Raw genomic sequence first — 22,137 nt, forward strand, 5'->3', positions numbered from 1 at the left:
TTGGTTGGCACTACGATTGGTTTGTTGTTAGTGGCTAAGTGTTTTCAATCATTTTTTAAGTGAATAAAATGCCAAAAACCCATTTCACTGCTTCTACTAAGAGGCTCTGAGCACTTATACCCGAGTTCCTTCTCGTTCAATTCGTGAAATGGGTTTTTCTTATGAGTTTATAAGCCTAGCGAAACGTACTTAACTTCAAGATACTCTTCCATCCCATGATGTCCGCCTTCACGGCCCAGACCGCTTTCTTTCCAGCCTCCGAATGGAGCTTGGGGTACAGAAGGCATACCGTCGTTTAAGCCAATGATTCCGTATTCTAATTTTTCACTAATTTGAATCGCTTGAGTGATATTTTGTGTAAACGCATAGGCTGCAAGCCCGAATGGCGTATCATTCGCTCTGTTTATCGCCTCTTCAATCGTTTTAAATGTTGCAACAGGAGCTACAGGTCCGAACGTTTCCTCTTGCATACAAAGCATATCATCTGTCGCTTTTCCAATTACGGTTGGTTGGTAATAATAGCCTGATAGCTCATTGGAGTAGGACCCTCCTGAAATGATTTGACCGCCTTTTCCGATTGCATCTGCCACATGTTCTTTTACTTTACCTACAGCGGAATCATCGATTAACGGACCAATTGTGACGTTTTCCTCCAGTCCATTGCCGACCTTTAACTGACCAACTGCTTCTTTGAACTGAGAAATAAACTCTTCATAAATAGCTTCATGTACATAGACACGATTCGTGCATACGCATGTTTGACCGGCATTTCTAAATTTGGAAGCGACCACAGCCGCCACGGCTTTTGAGAGATCCGCATCCTCACACACAATGAAAGGTGCATGGCCGCCAAGCTCTAATGAAAGCTTCTTAACAGTATCAGCAGCACCTTTCATTAACACTTTACCTACTTCAGTTGAACCTGTGAAAGAAAGCTTTCGTACCCGTGAATCAGAGAGCCATGCATCACCAATATCTTTTGCGCCGCCAGTTACAATATTTAATACCCCTTTTGGAAATCCTGCTTCATCTGATAGTTCTGCTAGTTTTAACGCTGTAAGTGGCGTCTGTTTAGCTGGTTTTACTACAGCTGTGCATCCGGCAGCTAAAGCTGGTCCTACTTTTCTCGTAATCATTGCCGCTGGAAAGTTCCAAGGTGTAATGGCAGCGATTACTCCAACTGGCTGTTTAATGGCAAATAACCGTTTATTAGGATGGGATGCTGGAATTGTCTCCCCGTAGATTCTTTTGCCCTCCTCTGCATACCATTCTATAAAGCTGGCCGCATATTGCACTTCACCCAACGCTTCCTTAAAAGGCTTTCCTTGTTCCTTTGTCATAAGTGTCGCAATTTCCTCTTGATCCCGAATGATCAGCTCAAACCATTTTCTCAAGATAGATGAACGATCAGCAGCAGTCCGTGCAGCCCATTCAGGAAAAGCGGCATAGGCAGCATCTACTGCGTCCTTCGCTTCCGTTTTTCCTCCGTTTGGTACTGAAGCAATTGTTTCCTTAGTAGCAGGGTTGTCGATCTCAATCGTGTCCGCTAAGCTTACCCATTCATTGTTAATGTACATTGCCTTTTTTTCCACCAGCTCCTACCTCCCCTATTTTTTCTATACAATGTGGAACAGTTTTTTGTACTTTTCTATCATGATGTTATTAAAATAGTATCATCTCAAGAACTCACGTGCACAATATATGATCTAAGCTGGAGGGATTTAGGCATGTCTGCTTTTCCCTTATTCTTTTGTTACTTTCCCATAAACCCCACCGCCGCCAGCTTCCAGGGAGAGCTTCCCTTCTCTTGCAGCCTGGATAAGCTTTGCTGTTTTTTCCGGGATAACATTTTTGAGTTCATCAACTGAAACATAGTGAAGAATGTTCATTTCCGTTCCGAAATGATTTTTCAACTTTTCAAGGGTTTTCGGACCAACTCCAGGAATAAAGGACAACGGTACTTGGTGGATATAGGGCGGTCTGCTTTTTGTTTCATCCTTTTGGTCTGCCAGCTCTGCCAATCTGTTGCTTACTCCTTTAGTAAATCGTTTGCTTTGACAAATTAAACATTGAGAGGATTGTGAATCAGCTTGAGCTCCGCATTTTGCACAGGTTGTCAAATAATACTTGCCTAGAAGCGGATTTAATCCATAATTGCTTTCTATATACCTGCCTTCCCTTTGCTCTAAGGCCAGTTTGAATTCTTTAAACGTAGGCTCGTTCAATATGATCTTCTGATATTCTCTGCCAATACGGGGAAGAGAGTGTGCATCCGAATTTGTCAAAAATGGGTATCGTGACAACTCAGAGATTTTCGATGCCATTTTTGTGTCTGAACTTAATCCTAATTCAACCGCATCAATTAAATTAGGATCAAATACTTCTTTTAAAGATGCTTTTACCCCGCTGCCATATAAGCCTTTGTGGGGAGTAAAAATATGTGCAGGAATAAATAAACCATTAAGCTCTTTTACTTTACGCTGTAATGTTAGTCCGCTTTCATAAATTCTTTGCGAACTTAAATGAATGTTTTTCAACCGCTCACTCATCCAATTTGAAAATTGCTTCATTTTTTCAACGGATGGCATAAAAACGAGCGTATGTATAGGGGCAATACAGCGTTCATCATTAATTTCGATTTCTGAACCTAACAGTAAGGTTGTTTGCTCATATCTAACCCCGCCGTCCTCAAGCTCTTCATACCGTCCATCCTTTATTCCATTTTCAATCTCAATCAGCACTTCGGGCGAATGACAGTCAATGATCCCGATGATATCCATCCCTTTATTTCTACTAGCTTCGATAAGAATGTTGTCGAGCGTTAAATTATTGGCAGCCGTAATTTTTACTGCCCGGTAAGATTGGGTTCTGCCAATATGTATATGTAAATCAGCAAAATATGTTTTCATCTTATTTTTGAAGGGCTTGCTGCAGCTCTAAGTACTGAAGGGCATAAGCTGTCTTTGCATCAAATATTCTTTGATCTTTTAAAAGCTGCTGCGCCTCGTCTAAAGACACCTCCAATAATTCTACAAACTCATCCTCGTCTAATTCCGCTTTAACTTCTAGTTTCTCTATTTTTTCAGCTAAATATAAATGAACAAGTTCATCTGCAAAGCCTGGGGACGTATAAAAAGAGATCAAATGCTGCAGGGAAGACGTTGTATAGCCTGTTTCTTCTTCTAATTCTCTTTTTGCTGTATATTCCGGATCTTCTCCTTTTTCAAGCTTGCCGGCTGGAATTTCAACAATCGCTTTTTCTAATGCTTTCCGATATTGCTCTACCATTAGGATCTTTCCTTCAGGGGTTATCGCAATGACTGCCACAGCTCCGGGATGTTTAATAATTTCACGCTTGCTCGTTTTACCGTTTGGAAGTTCCACATCTTCTAAATAAAGGTCAATCACTTTTCCTGTAAATAGTTTTTCAGAATGAAGGGTTTTCTCTTTTAAATGCTCCATACAATCAGCTCCTGTTCTACTCAAATCCTAATCTTCATATATTCTATCATACACGTTGGACGAAAGCAGGGTGGAAGAATGAAGGTGTATCGTATCGAAAAAAGGGTCGTAATGGTAGGAAAAGCGTGGGAGATTCGTTATATGCTGAAAAAATACAGCCGGCAATTTAAAACGGTAAAGGAATGGATAGAAAAAACCTAATCAATTCGTTTGCTTTTTCCTCCTCGTTATACTAGTGTCAAATTAATAGTAAGACTATTTAACAGGGGTGAAAGCATGCAGAAACGACAGCTTGGTCAATCTGATCTTTTTGTTAGTGAAATTGGACTAGGGTGTATGTCACTTGGAAAAGAAGAAATAAAGGCTCTTTCTATTGTAGATGAGGCACTTGATCTAGGTATTAATTATTTGGATACGGCTGATTTGTATGATTTTGGTTTGAATGAAGAGTTTGTTGGAAAAGCGGTAAAAAACCGCCGTAAAGACGTGATTCTCGCCACAAAAGTCGGCAATCGCTGGGAAGAAGGGAAAGATGGCTGGTTTTGGGATCCTTCCAAGAATTATATTAAAAAAGCTGTGAAGGATAGCCTCCGCCGTTTGCAAACAGATTATATTGATCTATATCAGCTGCATGGGGGAACAATAGAAGACAACATAGATGAAACAATTGAGGCATTTGAAGAACTAAAGCAAGAAGGTGTCATCCGTTATTATGGTATTTCTTCAATCCGTCCAAATGTGATTAAAAAATATGTAGAAAAATCTTCAATCGTATCGATTATGATGCAATATAGCTTACTTGACAGGAGGCCAGAAGAATGGTTTTCTCTTATTCATGAGAATCAAGTGAGTGTTATTGCGAGAGGGCCCATGGCAAAAGGGCTGTTATCTGAGAGGCCATTAAATAAAGCAAGCGAAAAAATTAAGAATGATGGTTATTTAGATTATTCTTTTCAAGAGCTTGATAAGCTTCTTCCGAAAATCGATCAAGTAACACCTGGACATACGCTGACAGAAGCTGCCATTCGTTACTGTTTACAACAGGAGGTTATTGGAGCAGTCATTCCAGGGGCTAGTAAGATTCAACAATTAAAAGAAAATGTCAATGCCGTAAATGCTTCTCCACTTTCTAAAGATGAATATCAAGAGCTTCAAAGCATCACAAAAAGTTCTAAGTATGAACAGCATCGCGGATAAATAATAGACCGGAACCTATGAAGGTTTCGGTTTTTATATTTTAAGCTTTATAATTATCAATGTTCTAACCTCAGGCTTACTCCAAAGATAATCTGCATCCGCTTGTAAAAAAAGGAGAAAGCGAGAATCATGAAAATGGCACCTATAAACACTTTTACCGGACAATAAATTTCATTTAATGAAAATAAAATGGAACAATCAGATAATAAATTCTCAGAATCGGAAAGTAAATATCGTGATAGGGACAGAAAGAAGCTATTTTTGGACAATAAAAAGGCTTAGCAGCAAGTAACATTAAGACAATCATTTTTTTACATTTGAAAAAACACCGTTCCCTTAGTCCTGCTTGAAGGATACAGGTCATTGAAGGGGTTGCATAATTGCGGCTTTATCATTTATTCCTTTGTTAAAGCCGCTTTCGCTTCTCGTTTCTTTCGTACTCTTCTCTTAGAATCGAATAAACCATCACATCTCGATGTTGCCCTTTTGTATAAAGGGCTTGTCTTTCAACTCCTTCAAACATCATTCCAATTTTCTTCATCACCTTTTCAGAGGCTTTGTTTGTTGAGAAGCATCTTGCTTGGATTCGGATTAGATCCATATTGATAAATCCATATTCAATTATTTTGTTTGCCGCCTCTGTTGTTAACCCTTTATTCCAATAAAAAGGAGAAAGGACATAACCAATTTCAGCTTTTTTATGTTTTGGATGCCAGTTTACAAAATCTATCGTACCAATAAGAGAGTTTGTTTCTTTAAGCTCTATCCCCCATGGGGCTACGGAAGAGCCTTCATATTGAGCAAATGCAAAATCTAGATATTCCTCCGTATCTGAAAGTGTGAGGTGAGCATCCCATGTTACATTCCTCGCTACCTCCTCTTTAGATGCATATTGAAATATATCTTCCGCATCTTCTCTTCTTAGCTTTCTTAAAAGCAATCTGTCGGTTTCCAAAATTGGCAGCTCTTTAAAGATTTGCTGAATCTCCATTTTAATCTCCCTTACTATCTCAGTTTTCTTATGTCATTTATTTAAATTGCTTCCAATCCTGATTGCTTTCCGCTAACAATTCCTCAAAGCTTTTATTTTTCTCGCGTTCACGCTTCTCTTTTATTTTCTGTTCGCGCTCTTTTTCCGTTTTTTCAGTTTCTTTTTCCTTTAATTCCTTCTTCATCGATTGCAATTGCTGAAACAATTGATCATTAAGCGAATCCTTTAGATGGAGAGACCCTTCATTGGATTTCTTATTCTTCTTAGTTGCCATTTGATCCACCCTCTCATCCTATTTTTTCTTATTATAAAATAATACGCTGGGATTGAGAAATCTTTTACATAAAAAGAGTTGAAGCTTTAAAAAACGATGAAGTGTTATACACCTTTTTGAAAAATGGAAGGTATCTCCTAAACCGAAAGCCCTATCTTCGAAAATTTGAATAGATCGATTATTCGATATAAATCGATTATGTTAATTGTTTCAATTAATATGTTCCTTTCTGAACAAATTAAAAGAGAGAACAATAAGTTCTCTCAAAGTTAATATGCTTCCAGCTCTACATCATCTGAAATAATGAGTTCAGGTGCAGTCGATTTCTTAATATCCTCTATTGTATAGCCTTTAGCTACTTCTATAAGCTTTAGTCCTAGTTCTGTAACATCCAGCACAGCACGATCTGTGATAATCCGGTCAACAACGGCTTTTCCTGTCAACGGAAGAGTGCATTCCTTGAGAATTTTAGATTCTCCTTTTTTATTTACGTGCTCCATGATAACAATGATTTTTTGGGCACCGTGGACAAGATCCATTGCACCCCCCATTCCTTTAATCATTTTCCCTGGAATCATCCAGTTGGCAAGGTCACCTGTCTCGGAAACCTCCATTCCTCCCAGGATTGCTACGTTTACATGGCCTCCGCGTATCATCGCAAACGATTCAGCACTATGGAAATATGAAGCTCCGGGAATAGCTGTAACTGTTTCTTTACCGGCATTAATTAAGTCAGGATCAACTTCAGACTCTTTCGGATAAGGACCGATGCCAAGAAGGCCATTTTCTGATTGCAAAACAACCTGTTTGTTATCACTAATATAATTAGCCACAAGTGTCGGCATTCCGATACCTAGATTTACATAGAAGCCGTCCTCGATTTCTTTTTCTGCTCTTCTTGCAATTCGTTCACGTATCATTATTTTATCTTCAATCATCTTGGGTCACCTCTTAACCAGTTTTTTGAACCGTTAACCGCTCAATTCTTTTCTCTTGTTCGCCTATTATTAAACGTTGAACATAAATTCCTGGAGTATGAATGCGGTCTGCTTGAATGCTTCCAGTTTCAACGATTTCTTCTACTTCAGCAATCGTTATTTTTCCAGCCGAGGCAATCATTGGATTAAAGTTTTGAGCTGTTTTATTGTAAAGAAGGTTACCCATTTTATCCGCTTTAGCAGCTCTCACTAAACTAAAATCTGCAGCCAGCGCTTCCTCCAAAACATAGTCCTTTCCGTTAAAAGAACGAACTTCCTTTCCTTCTGCAATTGGTGTTCCCACTCCAGCAGGTGTATAAAAAGCGGGAATTCCCGCCCCTCCTGCCCGAATTTTTTCTGCAAGCGTTCCTTGAGGTACGAGTTCAACTTCTAACTCACCCGTTAAAACCTGTCTTTCAAATTCTTTGTTTTCACCAACATAAGAACTAATCATTTTTTTAATTTGTTTATTCTGTAGGAGCAGCCCCAGACCCCACTCGTCTACTCCACAATTATTAGAAATGATCGTTAAGTCTTTCACTCCTGTCTCTACGAGAGCGATAATAAGATTTTCAGGAATACCGCAAAGACCAAATCCTCCTACCATTAGTGTAGAACCATCTTGTATATCCTTTACAACTTCCGTAAAAGACGTGTAGATTGGCTTCATCTTTGACATCCCCCTTTTAAACATTTTCAATGATGGTAGCGACTCCTTGGCCGCCGCCAATACATAAGGTTGCCAGACCTTTATTGGCCCCGCGTCGTTTCATCTCATGAATGAGCGTGACTAAAATCCGGGCTCCGCTGGCACCAATCGGATGACCGAGAGCAATCGCTCCTCCATTTACGTTTAAAATATCATGATTCAATTGCAGCTCACGATCAACCGCAATCGTCTGAGCAGCAAAAGCCTCATTGGCTTCGATTAAATTCAGTTCATCTAAGCTTACATTTGCCTTTTTTAATGCTTTTTTTACTGCTTCAACCGGACCAATTCCCATCATGCTCGGATCCACCCCCGCATTTCCGTTCGCGACAATTTTGACTAGCGGGGTTACTCCTAGTTGTTCAGCTTTTTCTTTGCTCATTACTAATACAGCTGCCGCTCCATCATTAATACCAGAAGCATTTCCAGCTGTTACCGAACCATCTTTTTTGAAGACAGCTCTTAATTTTCCTAACTTCTCCGCTGTTGTTCCTTCGCGGGGAAATTCGTCAGTATCAAATACAAGCGGATCCCCTTTTCTTTGCGGTACTTGAACAGGCACAATTTCATCCTTGAACTTCCCTTCTTTTATGGCTGCAACTGCTCTTTGCTGAGATCTAGCTGCATAATCGTCTTGTTCCCTTCTATTAATCTCATATTTCTCACTAAGGTTTTCTGCAGTAACTCCCATATGATATTGATTAAAGACACATGTTAAACCATCAGAAATAAGGGTATCCTCAAGCTTTTGGTCTCCCATTTTAAAGCCTTCTCTTGCTCCTTTTAATATGTACGGGGCTTGACTCATATTCTCCATTCCGCCTGCAATCACAACTTCCGCATCCCCTGATATAATGGCCTGCATCGCTATATGGACAGCTTTTAACCCTGAACCGCATACTTTATTAATCGTCATAGACGGGCATGTTTCAGGTAAACCAGCATGGATTGCTGCCTGTCTCGCTGGATTTTGTCCCAGCCCAGCCTGCAAAACATTCCCCATGATGACCTCATCCACTTCCCATTCTTCTACTTCCGCCCTCGCCAATACTTCTTTGATTACAGTACCGCCTAAACTGGCAGCAGATATATTTTTTAAGGATCCCCCAAAACTGCCTAGTGCTGTCCGAACCGCGCTTACAATCACGACTTCTTTACTGCTCACTACTTCATCCCTCTTTTCGCCTGCATTGTAATATGGTTAATTATTCAAATTAGTCATTGCATTTAATTGTATTATCCTACTAAAATATAAATATGTAAACCCTTTCATTAATTGGAGAAGGTGATAAAGTGCACTTGCCAAAAAACGTTACAATTATTGAGGTTGGACCAAGAGATGGCTTGCAAAATGAGGCAAAATTTATAGAAACACCTGTTAAAATTCAATTTATTGAAAAGCTGAAAGAAGCGGGCATAAAGGAGATGGAGCTTACAGCCTTTGTTTCGCCAAAATGGGTACCACAAATGAAGGATGCCGATGACATTATTGCTTCAAACTCTGGTACCAGCCGAAACATCGTCCTTACACCGAATGAAAAAGGGGTGGAACGTGCGTTAGAGGCAGGCTGTAAGAGCATCGCTTTTTTCGTTGGTGTCAGTGACACCTTTAATCTGAAAAATATCAATAAATCGACTAAGGAAAGCATGGAAGCGATTCTGCCAATGATTAAAAAGCTGAAAGACCAAGACTTGTTTATAAGAGCTTGCATTTCAACTGCATTTTACTGCCCCTATGAAGGAAAAATGAAGGAAACGGATGTCCTTGATTTGTGCGGGCAGTTCTCAAAAGCCGGTGTCGACGATTTAAGCGTTGCTGATACGATTGGACTAGCTAATCCTCTTGAGGCTTACAGCTTATTTTCTAAGTTAAAAGCTTCCTTCTCGGAAACTTTGTTAACAGCACATTTTCATGATACACGCGGGATGGCGCTTGCCAATATTTTTGCAGCTCTTCAAGCAGGTATCGACCGGTTCGATAGTTCTGCAGGGGGGCTTGGAGGCTGTCCATTTGCCCCAGGCAGCAGTGGAAATATTGCAACCGAGGACGTTGTCTTTATGCTTGAGCAAATGAACATTTCTACAGGCATAGACCTTTCAAAGCTATTTGAAGCGATTGAACTTGTGGAAATCTCCCTTTCCAAACCTATTTTAAGTAAACAATATTCTTTATTAAGCAAACGCCTTGGTCAGCCCCGACAAGCATAAGACGCAAATGAAATGAAGGTGTTCTTTACCTTCAATTCATTTGTGGCTTATGACCTCAGGCGGGCTAGTCGCTGGAGCTAGACACGAAAACTTGGTAAAAAAACTTATACTTATCTTTGTAAAAAAACTTATACTTATCTTTGTAAAAAAACTTATACTTATCTTTGTAAAAAAACTTATACTTATCTTTGTAAAAAAACTGCACATAAAAATGTGCAGTGATTAGAAAAGCGGGGATAAGACGTCCTTCCTTGTGCGTTACCCCCGCCACCGATTAATCTATTTTGATTTTATTCATAAAAATCACTCAAAAACTTTTGCAATTGTTTTTGTTTCGTTCGATTTAATCGCTGCAAGAATGACTGCTAATGATTTCATGCCTTCCTTGCCATTGATTAGTGGCTCTGTATTATCTATGATAGAAGCTACGAAGTGATCAATGACATGTGTTGTATTTTGTCCGCCTTCTTCGTTTGATTGAATTTTGCCAAGTTCGTAGTTTACAACTTCACCATTTGTATATTGAACAACAAGCGAATATGTAGGGTTATCTTCTAAACGAATAATCGCTTTTTCACCATAAATAATCGTAGAATTATCTTCTTTTGCTGTATAAGACCAGCTTGCTGCAAGTGTTCCAATGATGCCGCTTTCAGTTTTTAATGCACAAACAGCTGTATCATCTACATCTGCAAAATCCTTTGCAGATGTTTCAATAAATGCACCAACCTCAACAATCTCTTCTCCAAGTAAATAGCGCAGTAAATCTGACTTATGGACACCTAAATCACCCATTGCACCGATATATGCCTTTTCTTTTTCAAAAAACCAGCTTTCTTTACCGTCAACACTCCATCCTTCTGGTCCAGGATGTCCGAAAGCTGTTCTAAAGCTATAAATTTTCCCAACGGCACCGCTTTCAATTAATTCGCGGGCAAGCTGATGTGAGCGAACAAAACGTTGGTTATGTCCTATCATTAATTTTTTGCCACTTTTATTTGCTGCCTCAATCATACCTTCTGCTTCTTCTTGTGAAGTTGCCATAGGCTTTTCACATAATACATGAAGTCCATTGTTTAGTCCTTCAATTGATATAGGAGCATGTAAGTAATTTGGTGTACACACGCTAATGGCATCTACTTCACCGCTTTGGATTAGCTCTTTATAATCTGTATAGATTTTCGCATTATATTTGCTTGCTACTTCCTCTGCACGATCTTCGACAATGTCACAAACGGCCACTAGCTCAACATCTTGATTTTCTGCATATTCCGGAAGATGACGATACTGTGCAATACTTCCACATCCAATAACACCAATTCTTAATTTACTCATACTTATTTCCTCCCGTTTGGATTTATATTGAAATATACTAATACTACTATAGTAGTCTATTTCCTTTACATTCTAATCGCATAAGCTTCGCATCCGGCTGAGCATTTTTCTTCAGCTTAACTTTATTATAGCGACCATTTAATTGAATTCTTCATTTTCTCCTTAATGAACGAACAGTATCTCGTTCAATAATATGATGAGGATAAACCTTATTTCCTTCCGAAGAGGGATCCAATAATAAGTGGATTGCAGATTCCCCCATATCGTATAAAGGCTGGGCTACTGTCGTCAGTGGCGGGACAGCTTTTTTTGCCGCTGAGGTATTATCAAAACCTACGATTGATATCTTTTCCGGAACACTTATCCCATGTTTATATAAACATGATAATGCACCGACAGCCATTTCATCACTTGCACAAAATACCCCTGTAATAGATGGATAATTCTCTATTAATTCGGCCATCCCTTGAACACCACTATCAAAGTGATAGTCCCCATATGTTATCATGTGATCAGTGACGGTTATTCCAGCGTCATTTAACGCATCTTTAAACCCTTTTATTCTGTCATCTCCTTTTGTGCCTGCAATCATCCCGATATGGGAATGACCCTTTTCTACTAAATATTTTATGGCATCGTAAGAAGCTTGATATTCGTTAATATTAATAGATGGAATTTTGGGATAGTTTGGTTGGGCTGCAACTACTACAACTGGTACATTCATCATTTCAATCTCTTTATAAGAATCTGGGTTAATTGCTCCACTAACCATAATAATTCCGTCCACTCGTTTCTCATAAAGGGTTCGTAAATAATCTCTCGTACGATTATTTGTTTTACATATCATTACACTGTAACCTAAGTCCTGAGCTTGTTCCTCAATCCCTGCTAAAATTTCGCCGGCAAATAAATCCGATACTCTAGGAACCAGTACGCCAATTATCTTTGTTTGACGATTAATCAAACCTCGTGCGATAGCATTGGGTTGATAACCCAGTTCTTCGATCACTTTTTCTACTTTCTGCCTCGTCTCTTCTGAATATCCCGGCAAGTTATTGAGAATACGAGAAACAGTAGACGCAGATACATTTGCTTTTTTTGCGACGTCTTTAATCGTAATTGACATATTGACCCAACTTTCTAATCGGACATTTCTAAAAAAAACCCTTTCATTCCATACACTAACTAAATTTTACAGCGTCTACTGAAATTTATCATCAATTAATTGATAAAATTTTCATTGTTCACTCCGTTTGTAAATTGCAGAACACCTCCATTCGAAGGCAGAACCATTTGCTTATTATCCCTTATTTGCTCCTGCTTTTAACCCTTCAACCAAATGATCTTGAAATAAGAAAAATAATATCGTAATTGGTAATGCAACCAAAACGGCACCTGCTGCAAAAGTCGTAAACTCAGTATTTTGACGTCCTGATACCATTTCAAACAAACCGATTGCCAGCGTTTTCTTTTCACTAGATCTTAATACAAGGCGTGCAAATATAAAGTCCATCCAAGGGCCGATAAAATTGTTTACTGCTATAAAAATTAAAATTGGTTTAGAAAGCGGCATCATAATTTTATAAAAAATTTTAACATGACTTGCTCCATCTATTTTTGCAGCTTCCTCAAGACTCTTTGGCAAACCATCAAAGTAGCCTTTTACAAGCCAGGCACCAAATGGAATTGACCCTCCGGCATATACTAAGATTAGCCCCCAATGGTTATCCAATAAATTCATCTGCAGCAATAAAATATAGATCGCTATCATTCCCATAAATCCAGGAAACATTTGTAATACTAGCATTGTCATAAGTCCTTGCTTTCTACCTGGAAAGCGGAATCTTGAAAATGCATAAGCTGCTGTAACGACTAATAGTGTTGAAAAAATCATATTCCAAAATGCTATTTTTAGTGTGTTTTTATACCATAACAAATAATCTGTTTCTTGGAATAAATGCACATAATGTTGTAATGATAATGACTCAGGTAGTAATCTTGTTGAGAATAATGAGTCTCCTGGATTCATTGATCCTGTAATTACCCAAATAACTGGGTATAGTACAAAGATTGCTGTAATAGTCAAGATTAGATAAATGATCACATTACTGATTTTTTTTCTTAAACTTAAACCCATCATGACATCATATCCTCCTCTTTAAATGCTCTTGTTTTTCTAAAATTCCAAATAGAGAAGAAAGCAATAACGACAAAAATTAAGATTGATACGACTGAAGCCATAGCAAATTGATTATTGTCCAAGGTTAATTTATAAATCCAGCTTATTAAAATATCTGTTGAACCAGCATAACTATAATCTATATTTATCGGCCCGCCCTCTGTCATAAGATAGATAATATTAAAATTATTAAAGTTCCCTGCAAAAGACATAATGGCAAGTGGAGCTGTTGCAAACATAATTAATGGGAATGTAATTTTACGGAATCTTTGGAATGGAGAAGCCCCATCTACCTCAGCAGCTTCATATAATTCTTTGTCAATACTTGTCATTACGCCGCTCATCAGAACCATCCAAAATGGAAAACCAAACCACATATTTACGATAATTAAGGTGATTTTCGCTAATAGAGGATCAGATAACCAGGGAACCGCTTCCGCTGTAATACCGAGGTCCATTAAGTACCTATTTATTGGACCGAATTGTCCATTAAAAATATTTCGCATGATCAAAATAGAAACGAACTGAGGGATTGCCCACGGTAAAATAAATATACTTCTCCAAAACTTCTTTAGTTTTATTCCCTTCTGATTGATTAATACTGCAAAAATCAGCCCTAGGAAAAACGTTGTAAGAGTTGATAAAATCGCCCAAATAACTGTCCATGAAAACACTCCATAGAAGGTAGCACTCCAGGTTTTCATCTGGAAAAGCTGGATAAATGTATCAAAACCTACCCATTCCACTAGAGCCTTAGGAGGCAAGTGATTTGGTGCAGAATAATTTGTAAAGGCTATTAAAATTCCAAAAAGTAATGGAAGGATTGTTAAGAAGGATGTAAACAGCACAGAAGGTGTTAGTAAAATATATGGAAAGCCGTTCTCCCAGATGTTCACAAACATTTCTTTAGCACTATTTGGTTTTATTCCATTTTCTTTTTTACTAGCAACCTTATATGCATCTCGGATATTCAAGTAATAAAACCAAACAAAGAGTAGGAAAGAAATCAAAAATAGGAGTCCTTCAATCATTAAAAATATAGAATGGTCACCTTGAACAATCGTAAATCCGTCTCTTTTTTGCGGGGTTTCACCTAATGTTGTTAATCCCCACATTGCCCATTGAAATGGTACTGTCCAAAAGATTAAAAGATATAGTTCTAGTAATACAAAGCTAATCCCTTTAAAATATTGGCGGTTATATAATTGACCAAAGCCCATAAAAATAAACGAGAAAAGAGCAGCTATTCTAGGCCTAGTAAAATAGGTGTTTGATGAAGGAACAGGTGGTTTTGGTTTTTTTGAAGAAACGTAATCTTTTTCTGCATTTTCATTTTTAGCGATCTTTGCAATTCCCATTTTAATACCTCCATTTTAAATAGTGAGGATGACTCATAAGGGTCAAGAGACCTAAATATCCCTTCTATAATCCGAAGTCGATAGAAGCAATTAAAGCATGAGTCATCCTCATTTCTGACTATTTAGTTTGAGAATTAATTGCTTCCTGTATTTGCTGAACCCCTTTATCTAGTGCTGGTTTAGATTCTTCATCGTTGTTCCAAATAGCCGTTAAAGCTGCATCCATGCCGCCCCAAACAGAATCCATAGCTGGGATATTTGGCATCGGAACTGTATGCTCAGCTTGTTCTATAAATGGCATTTTTAACTTATCCGATTTAAGCTTTTCATTCTCAAGCAGTGCTTTTGTTGGAGGCAGATTACCCGTTTGTTCAAAAAATTTCAAAAGCATTTCATCACTAGTAGCGAATTTCGCAAACAATGTAGCCGCTTTTGGATATTTACTATACGAATTTACATACAGACCTTTAACTCCGAGGAATGTTGTGGGCACTTTACCATTTTCAAGCTTCGGCATTACAGTTACACCTAGGTTTATGCCTGCATCAATACGCCCGTTCACACCCCAAGACCCTTCCATCGTATATAATTGTTTGCCTTCATTAAAGTAAGAGTTGATGACATCCGCAGTTAAATCTTCTTTTTTAAGCGGAAGGATCTCATCCCGAATTTTTTCTAATAATTCTGCAGCTTTCAATGCCGGTTCCTTGTTCAATCCAATGTCCTCAGGGTTTGTATTATTTTCTCCGAAAATATATCCCTCATATCCACCGATAAATGAATAATTACCATAAAAATTACCAGGTTCTAACATAAACCCATATGTACCAGGATTTTGAGCCATAAACTCTTTCGACTGTTCGATTAACTCGTCCATTGTTTCGGCAGGCTTAAAACCCATTTTGTCTAGTAGATCTTTGTTATAAGCCATGGCAACGGTTTCAATTGCTAGAGGAAATCCGTACATTTTTTGTTCTCCCTCTTCATTCAATGAACTTACAGCCTCAGCCACTCCATCAATCAACCGTTCTTTATATTCACTAGCATAATAATTATCATATATTAAACCTGCTGTAGTCATTTGCCCAACGCGGTCATGTGGAGCCATGAATACATCGCCGCCAAGCCCTGCCGGCCCGTCTGTTTCTAACTTTTTAGCTGCGTCACCATGTGCAACTTCTTCAAATGAAACTGGGACATCATATTTTTCAGTGAATTGTTCAGCGACAGATTTCATCCATTCACCTTCAGCTTCTCCGTTACCCCATATTACTAATTCTGCTCCTTCCTCTGGTTGTAACTCTTCTGCAGCAGCGTCGTCTCCCCCATTACTGGAAGCTGCTTCATTTTTAGTTGATGCTGTTTGTTGTGAACCTGGCTTACTGCATGCTGCTAATACAAAAATCAACAATGCAATCACGAAAAAATGAATACATCTTTTCATTGCAATCCCCACCCTCTTTAATTTTTTGATAAATATATGTCAATGTCTATTGGATGCTTTGACCCAAACTGACAATTGAGCATTGCTTTTTGTTGTTTTATAAACAATAAAATTTAAACTTCATAGCAAACGTTTGCGTTCATTTCAAATAACCGTGGAGATCTTTTTTGGCAAACGTTTGCGTTAATCCAAAAGATGGTTTAGAGTTTTCTTAGCAAACGTTTGCGTTTTCTCCATAAAGATAGTCTAGAGTTTTCTTAGCAAACGTTTACGTTCCTCCAATAAATTGTCTAGGGTTTTCTTAGCAAACGATTGCGTTTTCTCCAATAGATTTTTCTGGTTTTTTTAGCAAACGTTTGCGTTCACTTCAAAAAGACTATGTAGGTTTCTATCAGAAAACGCTTTCATCTAACATCTATAATCCTACCTTTTTCTGTTTTATATGTCAATAACTTTTTTTGTTAACATTTATTTCTATTATTCTTCTATTATTTTATATTACATCAATATACATAGTTAGATCCCCTTCAAACTCTGGTACCCTCCGGAATGACACAAAAAGCTGAACTAATTGACCTTACAGACGCTATCCCACATTCGTCATCTTTGTTTCCTCTTCAAATTGAAATAAGGGTTTTACTCACATTTAATGGTGGGGATAAAAGAAGCCTTTTTGTTAAAACCTAATAGGCAGAAATCTGAAAGGGGTGTGCCTATGTCTCAAAAAGGAAAGCCAAAAGCCGATACTGTAAAACAAACAATTGCTGCTGAAGATGTTGAAAAGGCTGTCCGTCCTACAAAAAGACAAAATTCTAAACAATGAAGAGCGATCATAAAGAGCCTGACTCCTGGTTTCAGGCTCTTTATTTTTAAATATGGCTTCCCTTTGATAAAATGGGAATAAATGAACTAAAGAGGGAATGTTGATGAAAAGCTCAAAGAAATGGTGGATCGGTCTCGGAATCGTATTGTCTTACATTTTTATTGTGGGATTTTTTTTCACTAATAAGATGATGTACATAAAAAAGAAAACAGATGAGGATATCCTTGATCGTGAAGTAAAAGACGGCCACTACGATCAGAAAAAATACGATGCATATAGAAAGCAGGATATATCAATCCCTTCCTCCTTCGGCTATTATATAAAAGGACACCTCATTGAGCCGAATGAAACAAACCGCTATATCATTATTTGTCATGGTGTGACAATGAATCGGTTTAACTCAGTCAAATATATGAATATCTTTTTAGAACGCGGCTTCAATGTTCTTCTTTATGATCATCGGCGTCATGGTGAATCGGGCGGTAAAACAACAAGCTATGGACACTACGAGAAATTTGATCTCCAGGCTGTTGTGGGCTGGCTTAAAGAGTATGTAGGTGAAGATCTTACCCTTGGTATTCATGGAGAATCGATGGGGGCTGTCACGACCTTATTGTATGGCTCAATGGTCGAAGACGGAGCTGATTTTTATATCGCTGATTGTCCATTTGCTGACCTTGAAGAGCAATTGCGCTACCGTTTAAAAATAGAATTCAGGCTGCCTGCCTTTCTTGTTATGCCAATTGCCAAAGCCTTTCTAAAACTGCGGGACGGCTACACATTTAGGGATGTATCTCCTATTCAAGTAATCGACCGTATTCATAAACCCATTTTATTTGTTCATAGCAAAGATGATGACTACATTCCCCTGCAATCATCTGAACTGCTGTTTGAAAAGAAGATCGGTCTAAAAAAGCTTTACGTAGCTGAAAAAGGGACACACGCTATGTCTTACACGGAAAATCGCGAACAGTATGAAAAAATTATTGATGAGTTTTTAGAGGAAGTGAATGGGATTAAAAATTAAATTCTTGACATAGATTGGGGCACATAGGGTCCGCTGTCTCAGCACCGGACATTTTCCCAACCGTTCAGAAGTGCTCCCCTTTTTTGCTTTTAATCCCACCTCTTAACAGAAATCCATCATACTATTTATTAAAATGGTTGTTCAATTTCATTATGTGTTAACTAACCCCTTTTGCTTATCAACATTTGTATTTTAGTGCGTAAACTCACTTGAGTAAATCTCTTAACTCTTCCGTCATTTGCTCGACTAACTCAGGTCTTCCATGAAACTGAGCTGGGGTATTCTGATAAAGTTGGATACGCCAATTTCCTTCATTTTTTACAGCAACAAGAGTGTGATGTGTGTTTACTTTAGGGTTAATGTCTGATTGCCCAGGCGGCACCATACTTGCAATTGCTCGTAAAATGGCTATCTCAGCGCCCAGATAACGCACATCTTTAATTTTGCTTACGAATGGAGCAGTTGGGTGGTCTTCAAAAATGGGTTGAAGGTGCGAAAAAATTTCCTCACGTCCAATCGATTGACTCCCATCAAAACCAATACTTTCACCATCCTCTGTAAATAGTTCAGCCATTCCATGGGCATCACGGTTATTCCACGCATCTATTAATTGTTGATATAGTGCTTGAATTTCATTCGACATAGTCATAATCATTCCTTCTTGAACGTTTATTTTATGCATTTTTATAAACCACGTTCCTTTAATAAAGAAGATGAGCTATACACTTCTCAACCTACACTATCGTTGCAGAAAGTACTGACATTTATCATTACCTTGTTTTTTCGGTTTTTAGGTTCTCAAAAAACGCAATCAGGTTATTGTCGGGGTCAGTTACTCCAAAATCACGTTCGCCCCACCACTGGTCACGCAGCCTGAGCATTAGGGTGTAAAATACCCAATGGCTGAGTGCGTTGATACAATTCCTCAACACCCTCTACTTCTATCCTACAGCTGGCTGTACCGGCAATAAACGATTCGGCGCCTGAAACAACTGGCACTGAGTTGCTGCGAGTACGCCAGTTCTCATCACTGGCTTCCCAAAGATGAATACGAACCTCATTGCAAAGAAGTACAGCAAAACCACCTTCTTGGTGGACTAGGGTAAAACCCAGTTTATCACAATAAAAATCTATGCTTTGTTTCATAATCCTCACCGGCAATGCTGGAATGGCTTGTATCATTCTCATATTTTAATTCCCCTTTTACAGGCATTAAAATCCTCTAATTGAAGTTCACCTTATCCTAATATATCTGATATTTCCTTCATATTCTCGCGAATCCACTCAATCGCAAGATCTATCGTTTCAAATTCCTGTGCTTCAAACGTCATTTCGTCCTGAAGCAGCCAAACATCTTTTTGATCATTATGTAAGCCGCCAATAGACCAGTGCATTAAACTATATGGATGGTTTTCATTTATAAAAGAAACCCAAGTTTTATTTAGTGCTGCATTTTTAAGTGAAGTTAGCCGATTTTTCATTCTTGCACCTCACTTTTTTATGAAGCTCATACGCGGATTTAAAATTTGAGATGGGCATTTTAGAACAAAAGTATTTACTTTATCTTGAAAGTCAATAGTCATTTGCTCATCCAAAAAGACCATTTTTGATTTTTCCACATAAATAGGAAGATCATTTGTTTCAACTAAGAGGTCATCCTCCTCCTCTTTCTCAATCGCCCATAATACGGTTACCCCGCTGACGACACATCCGCATCCATCTGTATCGTATTTTAACTTTAGCTTATGATTTTCTGTTAATTTTTCATGTATTTTTTGAATTGCTTTATCTGTCAATGTAATTTGCATAATATGACTCCTTCACATTCATCATGCGCTCATTTTATCATAAGATCGTTTATCCTGCATTTTCTAATGCTTTAGCCAAGAGTTGCTTTTCTTTGCGGAAACAATTACCATATTATCAAAAGATGAATAGGAGTGTGTTTATGTATGACAAAGGTACAAATAAAGGTAATGGATAATGGTCCGTTTCGCGTTACAGGAGAGGTTGAACTAATTGATGTAGACGGCAACAAATTTCAAACAAAACAAGCCTTCTCCCTTTGCCGATGCGGACATTCTAAAAACATGCCATTTTGTGATGCTTCCCATAAAGGATCGTTTGATTCCTGTGTGCGTGCTGAAAAAGAACTTGATGAATAATTTCCTCTGTCCTAACGGGTGATACCCCATCCTTCTATAAGGTTGGCTACTACTTTCAATGAACGATGAAGAAACCCCCTCCTGCTGGAACTTTCGCTTTATTCTAGCAGGAGGTACATTTACTTTGCTTCAATATGAACAATATCCTGAAAAGGAAGGTCTATTCGTTCATCATTTTCTGTCACAATACGAATGGTCTGCTTGATCGTATCAATATAATGTACATGTCCTGTGCAATGATGAAATTGGTGTTTGTCATAATATTTAAATTGGAGGGGATGATGAAATTCCATTGCATTGCAAATGATTTCGTTAAATTCCTCTAGCTGCTGTTCATCGAGAGCCGGCTTCGTTTGATATCGCTCCTCCTCTTTCCATTCACGTAAAAGCTTTACATGCTCCGGCAGCATCATCGATGTCCATTTGATGTTTCCTCTATCACGAATCACGGTTTTCACCTCAGGTTTCTTATTTTCCTATTACGCTTTATGACCTCCAAGAAGCTTCGCCCGCTGTTTCGCCGTCCCGGCTTTTGTATAAGAAACGGCCCGCAAAATGGCATCAGATCCATGTTTATACCGAATAGAATCCATCACATAGCCAAGTGTGCGATCTTTTTCACGCCGCGGCTGAAACAAGTCGAGCTGCATCTCCGTATCTTCTTCAATATTGGACAAAGCAATGGAAAGCTTGCGAACCGTTTTCTGTTCATAAAATGTTTCAAACAGCTCAAGGCATGTTTTATACAAATCCATGGTAATATTTGTCGGCTGCTCCATCGTCTTCGAACGATAAAATCCCCCGCCAAGCTCATCTCGGCTGTACCCCACTCCTAAGCTCACTGTACGTCCAGCCTTTTGATGACTTCGGGCTCTTCTCGCCACTTCTTCGCAAATTTCCAAAATGACATGTTTGACTTCTTCAGGGTCGGGATAGTCTCTTAAAAGAATTTGACTTTTTCCAAAACTAATCTGCCCCTGCATAATCGGCGCGCCGATATCAGAAAGATCCACACCCCAGGCGTGATAATGAAGCTGATTGCCCATAATGCCAAATTTCTTTTCCAATCGTTCAAGAGGATATTGAGCAAGCTGTCCGACTGTGAAAATTCCCATGCGGTGCAGCGTTTTTTCTACTCTGCTCCCAATCCCCCACATTTTTCGCAAAGGTTTCAAATTCCATAGCTTTTCTTGTACATCTGCATAAGTCCACTCCGCAACTCCTTTTTTCTTCGCCTCGAGATCCAGGCACAACTTAGAAAGAAGCATATTCGGACCAATGCCGATCGCGGCGGGCAGCTGGATTTCACGTTCTATGTCATCCCTAATTTTATGGGCAATTGTTTCGGCATCTCCCCATATATGCTCAACCCCATCAACTTGAATAAAGCTTTCATCTACACTATAGGTATGAATGGCATCAGCTGGGACATAGTGATGCAATAATTTCGTTAACTCAGTTGAAATACGGATAAATACCGCCATCTTTGGATTTACTAATTGGATACGAGGATCATTTGGAATTTCAAACAGTCTAGAGCCGGTTTTAATTCCAAATTCTTTTTTTAATCGTGGAGATGCCGCTAACACAACACTTCCCTGCCGCTCTGTATCCCCTACTACAGCCAAATAGCAATTAAGCGGGTCTAATCCGTACAGAACGGCTGCACAGCTTGCATAAAAGCTCTTCATATCAATACATAAAATTTTCTTCTCTGGCATTTGTGCATAGTCTACCGCAACCATAGGTCATTCTCCTCAAAACAGAATGTGTGTTCGTTTTATTATATGTTAATAGTAAGCGAATATGCGTTCGTATTCAATGGTATTTTTCACCACTAACAGTAAAAAAGATACAAAACAAGGAAAGTAATCAGTATAAAAGACCTTTTTCTAAAGTGGACAATAAACTTTTTTGGGACTATAAAGAAATCTGGTAAATCGGTGGGGAAAAATAGTGATGAATGTTTTTGAAATAATCGCATCGTT

General features: G+C 38.6%; 23 protein-coding genes and 1 pseudogene. 5 read left to right on the forward strand and 19 right to left on the reverse strand.

Annotated elements, in window-relative coordinates:
• Nucleotides 1-167: 167 nt before the first annotated feature.
• From IC621_RS00595 to IC621_RS00605, 3 genes are all read right to left on the reverse strand, one after another.
• The gene (locus tag IC621_RS00595) at nt 168-1,577 is read right to left on the reverse strand and encodes an NAD-dependent succinate-semialdehyde dehydrogenase (protein WP_191155044.1); all 1,410 of its coding nucleotides are present in this window, start codon (nt 1,575-1,577) and stop codon (nt 168-170) included.
• Between the two features lie 165 nt (nt 1,578-1,742).
• On the reverse strand, nt 1,743-2,909 hold the full coding sequence (locus IC621_RS00600) for a TIGR00375 family protein (protein ID WP_191154710.1): 1,167 nt from the start codon (nt 2,907-2,909) through the stop codon (nt 1,743-1,745).
• Nucleotide 2,910: 1 nt separating this feature from the next.
• Complete coding sequence (locus IC621_RS00605) at nt 2,911-3,462, reverse strand: NUDIX hydrolase (protein ID WP_191154713.1); 552 nt, start codon at nt 3,460-3,462, stop codon at nt 2,911-2,913.
• Between the two features lie 78 nt (nt 3,463-3,540).
• Here IC621_RS00605 and mciZ point away from each other — a divergent pair, with 78 nt between their 5' ends.
• Nucleotides 3,541-3,663, forward strand: coding sequence for a Z-ring formation inhibitor MciZ (gene mciZ, locus IC621_RS00610; RefSeq protein ID WP_191154715.1), 123 nt, complete (start codon nt 3,541-3,543; stop codon nt 3,661-3,663).
• A gap of 75 nt (nt 3,664-3,738) precedes the next feature.
• On the forward strand, nt 3,739-4,659 hold the full coding sequence (locus IC621_RS00615) for an aldo/keto reductase (RefSeq protein WP_191154717.1): 921 nt from the start codon (nt 3,739-3,741) through the stop codon (nt 4,657-4,659).
• Between the two features lie 406 nt (nt 4,660-5,065).
• On the opposite strand, the gene IC621_RS00620 is transcribed toward IC621_RS00615, so the two are convergent.
• From IC621_RS00620 to IC621_RS00640, 5 genes are all read right to left on the reverse strand, one after another.
• Nucleotides 5,066-5,650, reverse strand: coding sequence for a GNAT family N-acetyltransferase (locus IC621_RS00620; protein ID WP_191154719.1), 585 nt, complete (start codon nt 5,648-5,650; stop codon nt 5,066-5,068).
• A gap of 37 nt (nt 5,651-5,687) precedes the next feature.
• Nucleotides 5,688-5,924, reverse strand: a complete 237-nt coding sequence (locus IC621_RS00625; RefSeq protein WP_191154721.1) for a YqkE family protein — start codon at nt 5,922-5,924, stop codon at nt 5,688-5,690.
• 269 nt (nt 5,925-6,193) lie between these two features.
• A complete protein-coding gene (locus IC621_RS00630; protein WP_191154723.1) occupies nt 6,194-6,862 on the reverse strand; it encodes a CoA transferase subunit B in 669 nt (222 codons plus the stop codon).
• 13 nt (nt 6,863-6,875) lie between these two features.
• On the reverse strand, nt 6,876-7,571 hold the full coding sequence (locus tag IC621_RS00635) for a CoA transferase subunit A (protein WP_191154725.1): 696 nt from the start codon (nt 7,569-7,571) through the stop codon (nt 6,876-6,878).
• A gap of 16 nt (nt 7,572-7,587) precedes the next feature.
• Nucleotides 7,588-8,775: an acetyl-CoA C-acetyltransferase gene (locus tag IC621_RS00640; protein ID WP_191154727.1), complete on the reverse strand. Its 1,188-nt coding sequence runs from the start codon at nt 8,773-8,775 to the stop codon at nt 7,588-7,590.
• A 128-nt stretch (nt 8,776-8,903) separates the two neighbouring features.
• Between IC621_RS00640 and IC621_RS00645 the strand changes: the two genes are divergently transcribed.
• Nucleotides 8,904-9,818, forward strand: coding sequence for a hydroxymethylglutaryl-CoA lyase (locus IC621_RS00645; protein ID WP_191154729.1), 915 nt, complete (start codon nt 8,904-8,906; stop codon nt 9,816-9,818).
• A 303-nt stretch (nt 9,819-10,121) separates the two neighbouring features.
• On the opposite strand, the gene IC621_RS00650 is transcribed toward IC621_RS00645, so the two are convergent.
• From IC621_RS00650 to IC621_RS00670, 5 genes are all read right to left on the reverse strand, one after another.
• The gene (locus IC621_RS00650) at nt 10,122-11,153 is read right to left on the reverse strand and encodes a Gfo/Idh/MocA family protein (RefSeq protein ID WP_191154731.1); all 1,032 of its coding nucleotides are present in this window, start codon (nt 11,151-11,153) and stop codon (nt 10,122-10,124) included.
• 151 nt (nt 11,154-11,304) lie between these two features.
• Nucleotides 11,305-12,279, reverse strand: a complete 975-nt coding sequence (locus IC621_RS00655; protein WP_191154733.1) for a LacI family DNA-binding transcriptional regulator — start codon at nt 12,277-12,279, stop codon at nt 11,305-11,307.
• Nucleotides 12,280-12,453: 174 nt separating this feature from the next.
• Entirely contained in the window at nt 12,454-13,293 is an 840-nt protein-coding gene (locus IC621_RS00660; RefSeq protein ID WP_191154735.1) for a sugar ABC transporter permease, read from the reverse strand.
• Complete coding sequence (locus tag IC621_RS00665) at nt 13,290-14,552, reverse strand: carbohydrate ABC transporter permease (protein ID WP_224752251.1); 1,263 nt, start codon at nt 14,550-14,552, stop codon at nt 13,290-13,292. The genes IC621_RS00660 and IC621_RS00665 overlap by 4 nt, the downstream gene beginning before the upstream one ends.
• A gap of 256 nt (nt 14,553-14,808) precedes the next feature.
• Nucleotides 14,809-16,134, reverse strand: a complete 1,326-nt coding sequence (locus tag IC621_RS00670) for a sugar ABC transporter substrate-binding protein (protein WP_191154737.1) — start codon at nt 16,132-16,134, stop codon at nt 14,809-14,811.
• 926 nt (nt 16,135-17,060) lie between these two features.
• Between IC621_RS00670 and IC621_RS00675 the strand changes: the two genes are divergently transcribed.
• The gene (locus IC621_RS00675) at nt 17,061-17,984 is read left to right on the forward strand and encodes an alpha/beta hydrolase (protein ID WP_191154738.1); all 924 of its coding nucleotides are present in this window, start codon (nt 17,061-17,063) and stop codon (nt 17,982-17,984) included.
• 205 nt (nt 17,985-18,189) lie between these two features.
• Here IC621_RS00675 and IC621_RS00680 read toward each other — a convergent pair whose 3' ends face one another.
• From IC621_RS00680 to IC621_RS00695, 4 genes and pseudogenes are all read right to left on the reverse strand, one after another.
• Nucleotides 18,190-18,666 carry an SgcJ/EcaC family oxidoreductase gene (locus IC621_RS00680; protein WP_396652952.1) on the reverse strand — a complete coding sequence of 159 codons (477 nt, stop codon included), beginning with the start codon at nt 18,664-18,666 and terminating at the stop codon, nt 18,190-18,192.
• Between the two features lie 88 nt (nt 18,667-18,754).
• Nucleotides 18,755-19,172 (reverse strand): annotated as a pseudogene (locus IC621_RS00685) (bleomycin resistance protein).
• Nucleotides 19,173-19,222: 50 nt separating this feature from the next.
• Nucleotides 19,223-19,465, reverse strand: coding sequence for a DUF2552 family protein (locus IC621_RS00690; RefSeq protein WP_191154740.1), 243 nt, complete (start codon nt 19,463-19,465; stop codon nt 19,223-19,225).
• A gap of 9 nt (nt 19,466-19,474) precedes the next feature.
• A complete protein-coding gene (locus tag IC621_RS00695; RefSeq protein ID WP_191154741.1) occupies nt 19,475-19,792 on the reverse strand; it encodes an iron-sulfur cluster biosynthesis family protein in 318 nt (105 codons plus the stop codon).
• 144 nt (nt 19,793-19,936) lie between these two features.
• Here IC621_RS00695 and IC621_RS00700 point away from each other — a divergent pair, with 144 nt between their 5' ends.
• Nucleotides 19,937-20,149, forward strand: coding sequence for a CDGSH iron-sulfur domain-containing protein (locus IC621_RS00700; RefSeq protein WP_191154743.1), 213 nt, complete (start codon nt 19,937-19,939; stop codon nt 20,147-20,149).
• A gap of 119 nt (nt 20,150-20,268) precedes the next feature.
• Here IC621_RS00700 and IC621_RS00705 read toward each other — a convergent pair whose 3' ends face one another.
• On the reverse strand, nt 20,269-20,598 hold the full coding sequence (locus IC621_RS00705; RefSeq protein ID WP_191154745.1) for a YolD-like family protein: 330 nt from the start codon (nt 20,596-20,598) through the stop codon (nt 20,269-20,271).
• Between the two features lie 30 nt (nt 20,599-20,628).
• Nucleotides 20,629-21,894 carry a Y-family DNA polymerase gene (locus tag IC621_RS00710; RefSeq protein WP_191154747.1) on the reverse strand — a complete coding sequence of 422 codons (1,266 nt, stop codon included), beginning with the start codon at nt 21,892-21,894 and terminating at the stop codon, nt 20,629-20,631.
• Nucleotides 21,895-22,137: the final 243 nt, after the last annotated feature.

This window comes from Metabacillus arenae (assembly GCF_014773385.1).
Classification (GTDB): Bacteria; Bacillota; Bacilli; order Bacillales; family Bacillaceae; genus Metabacillus_D; species Metabacillus_D arenae.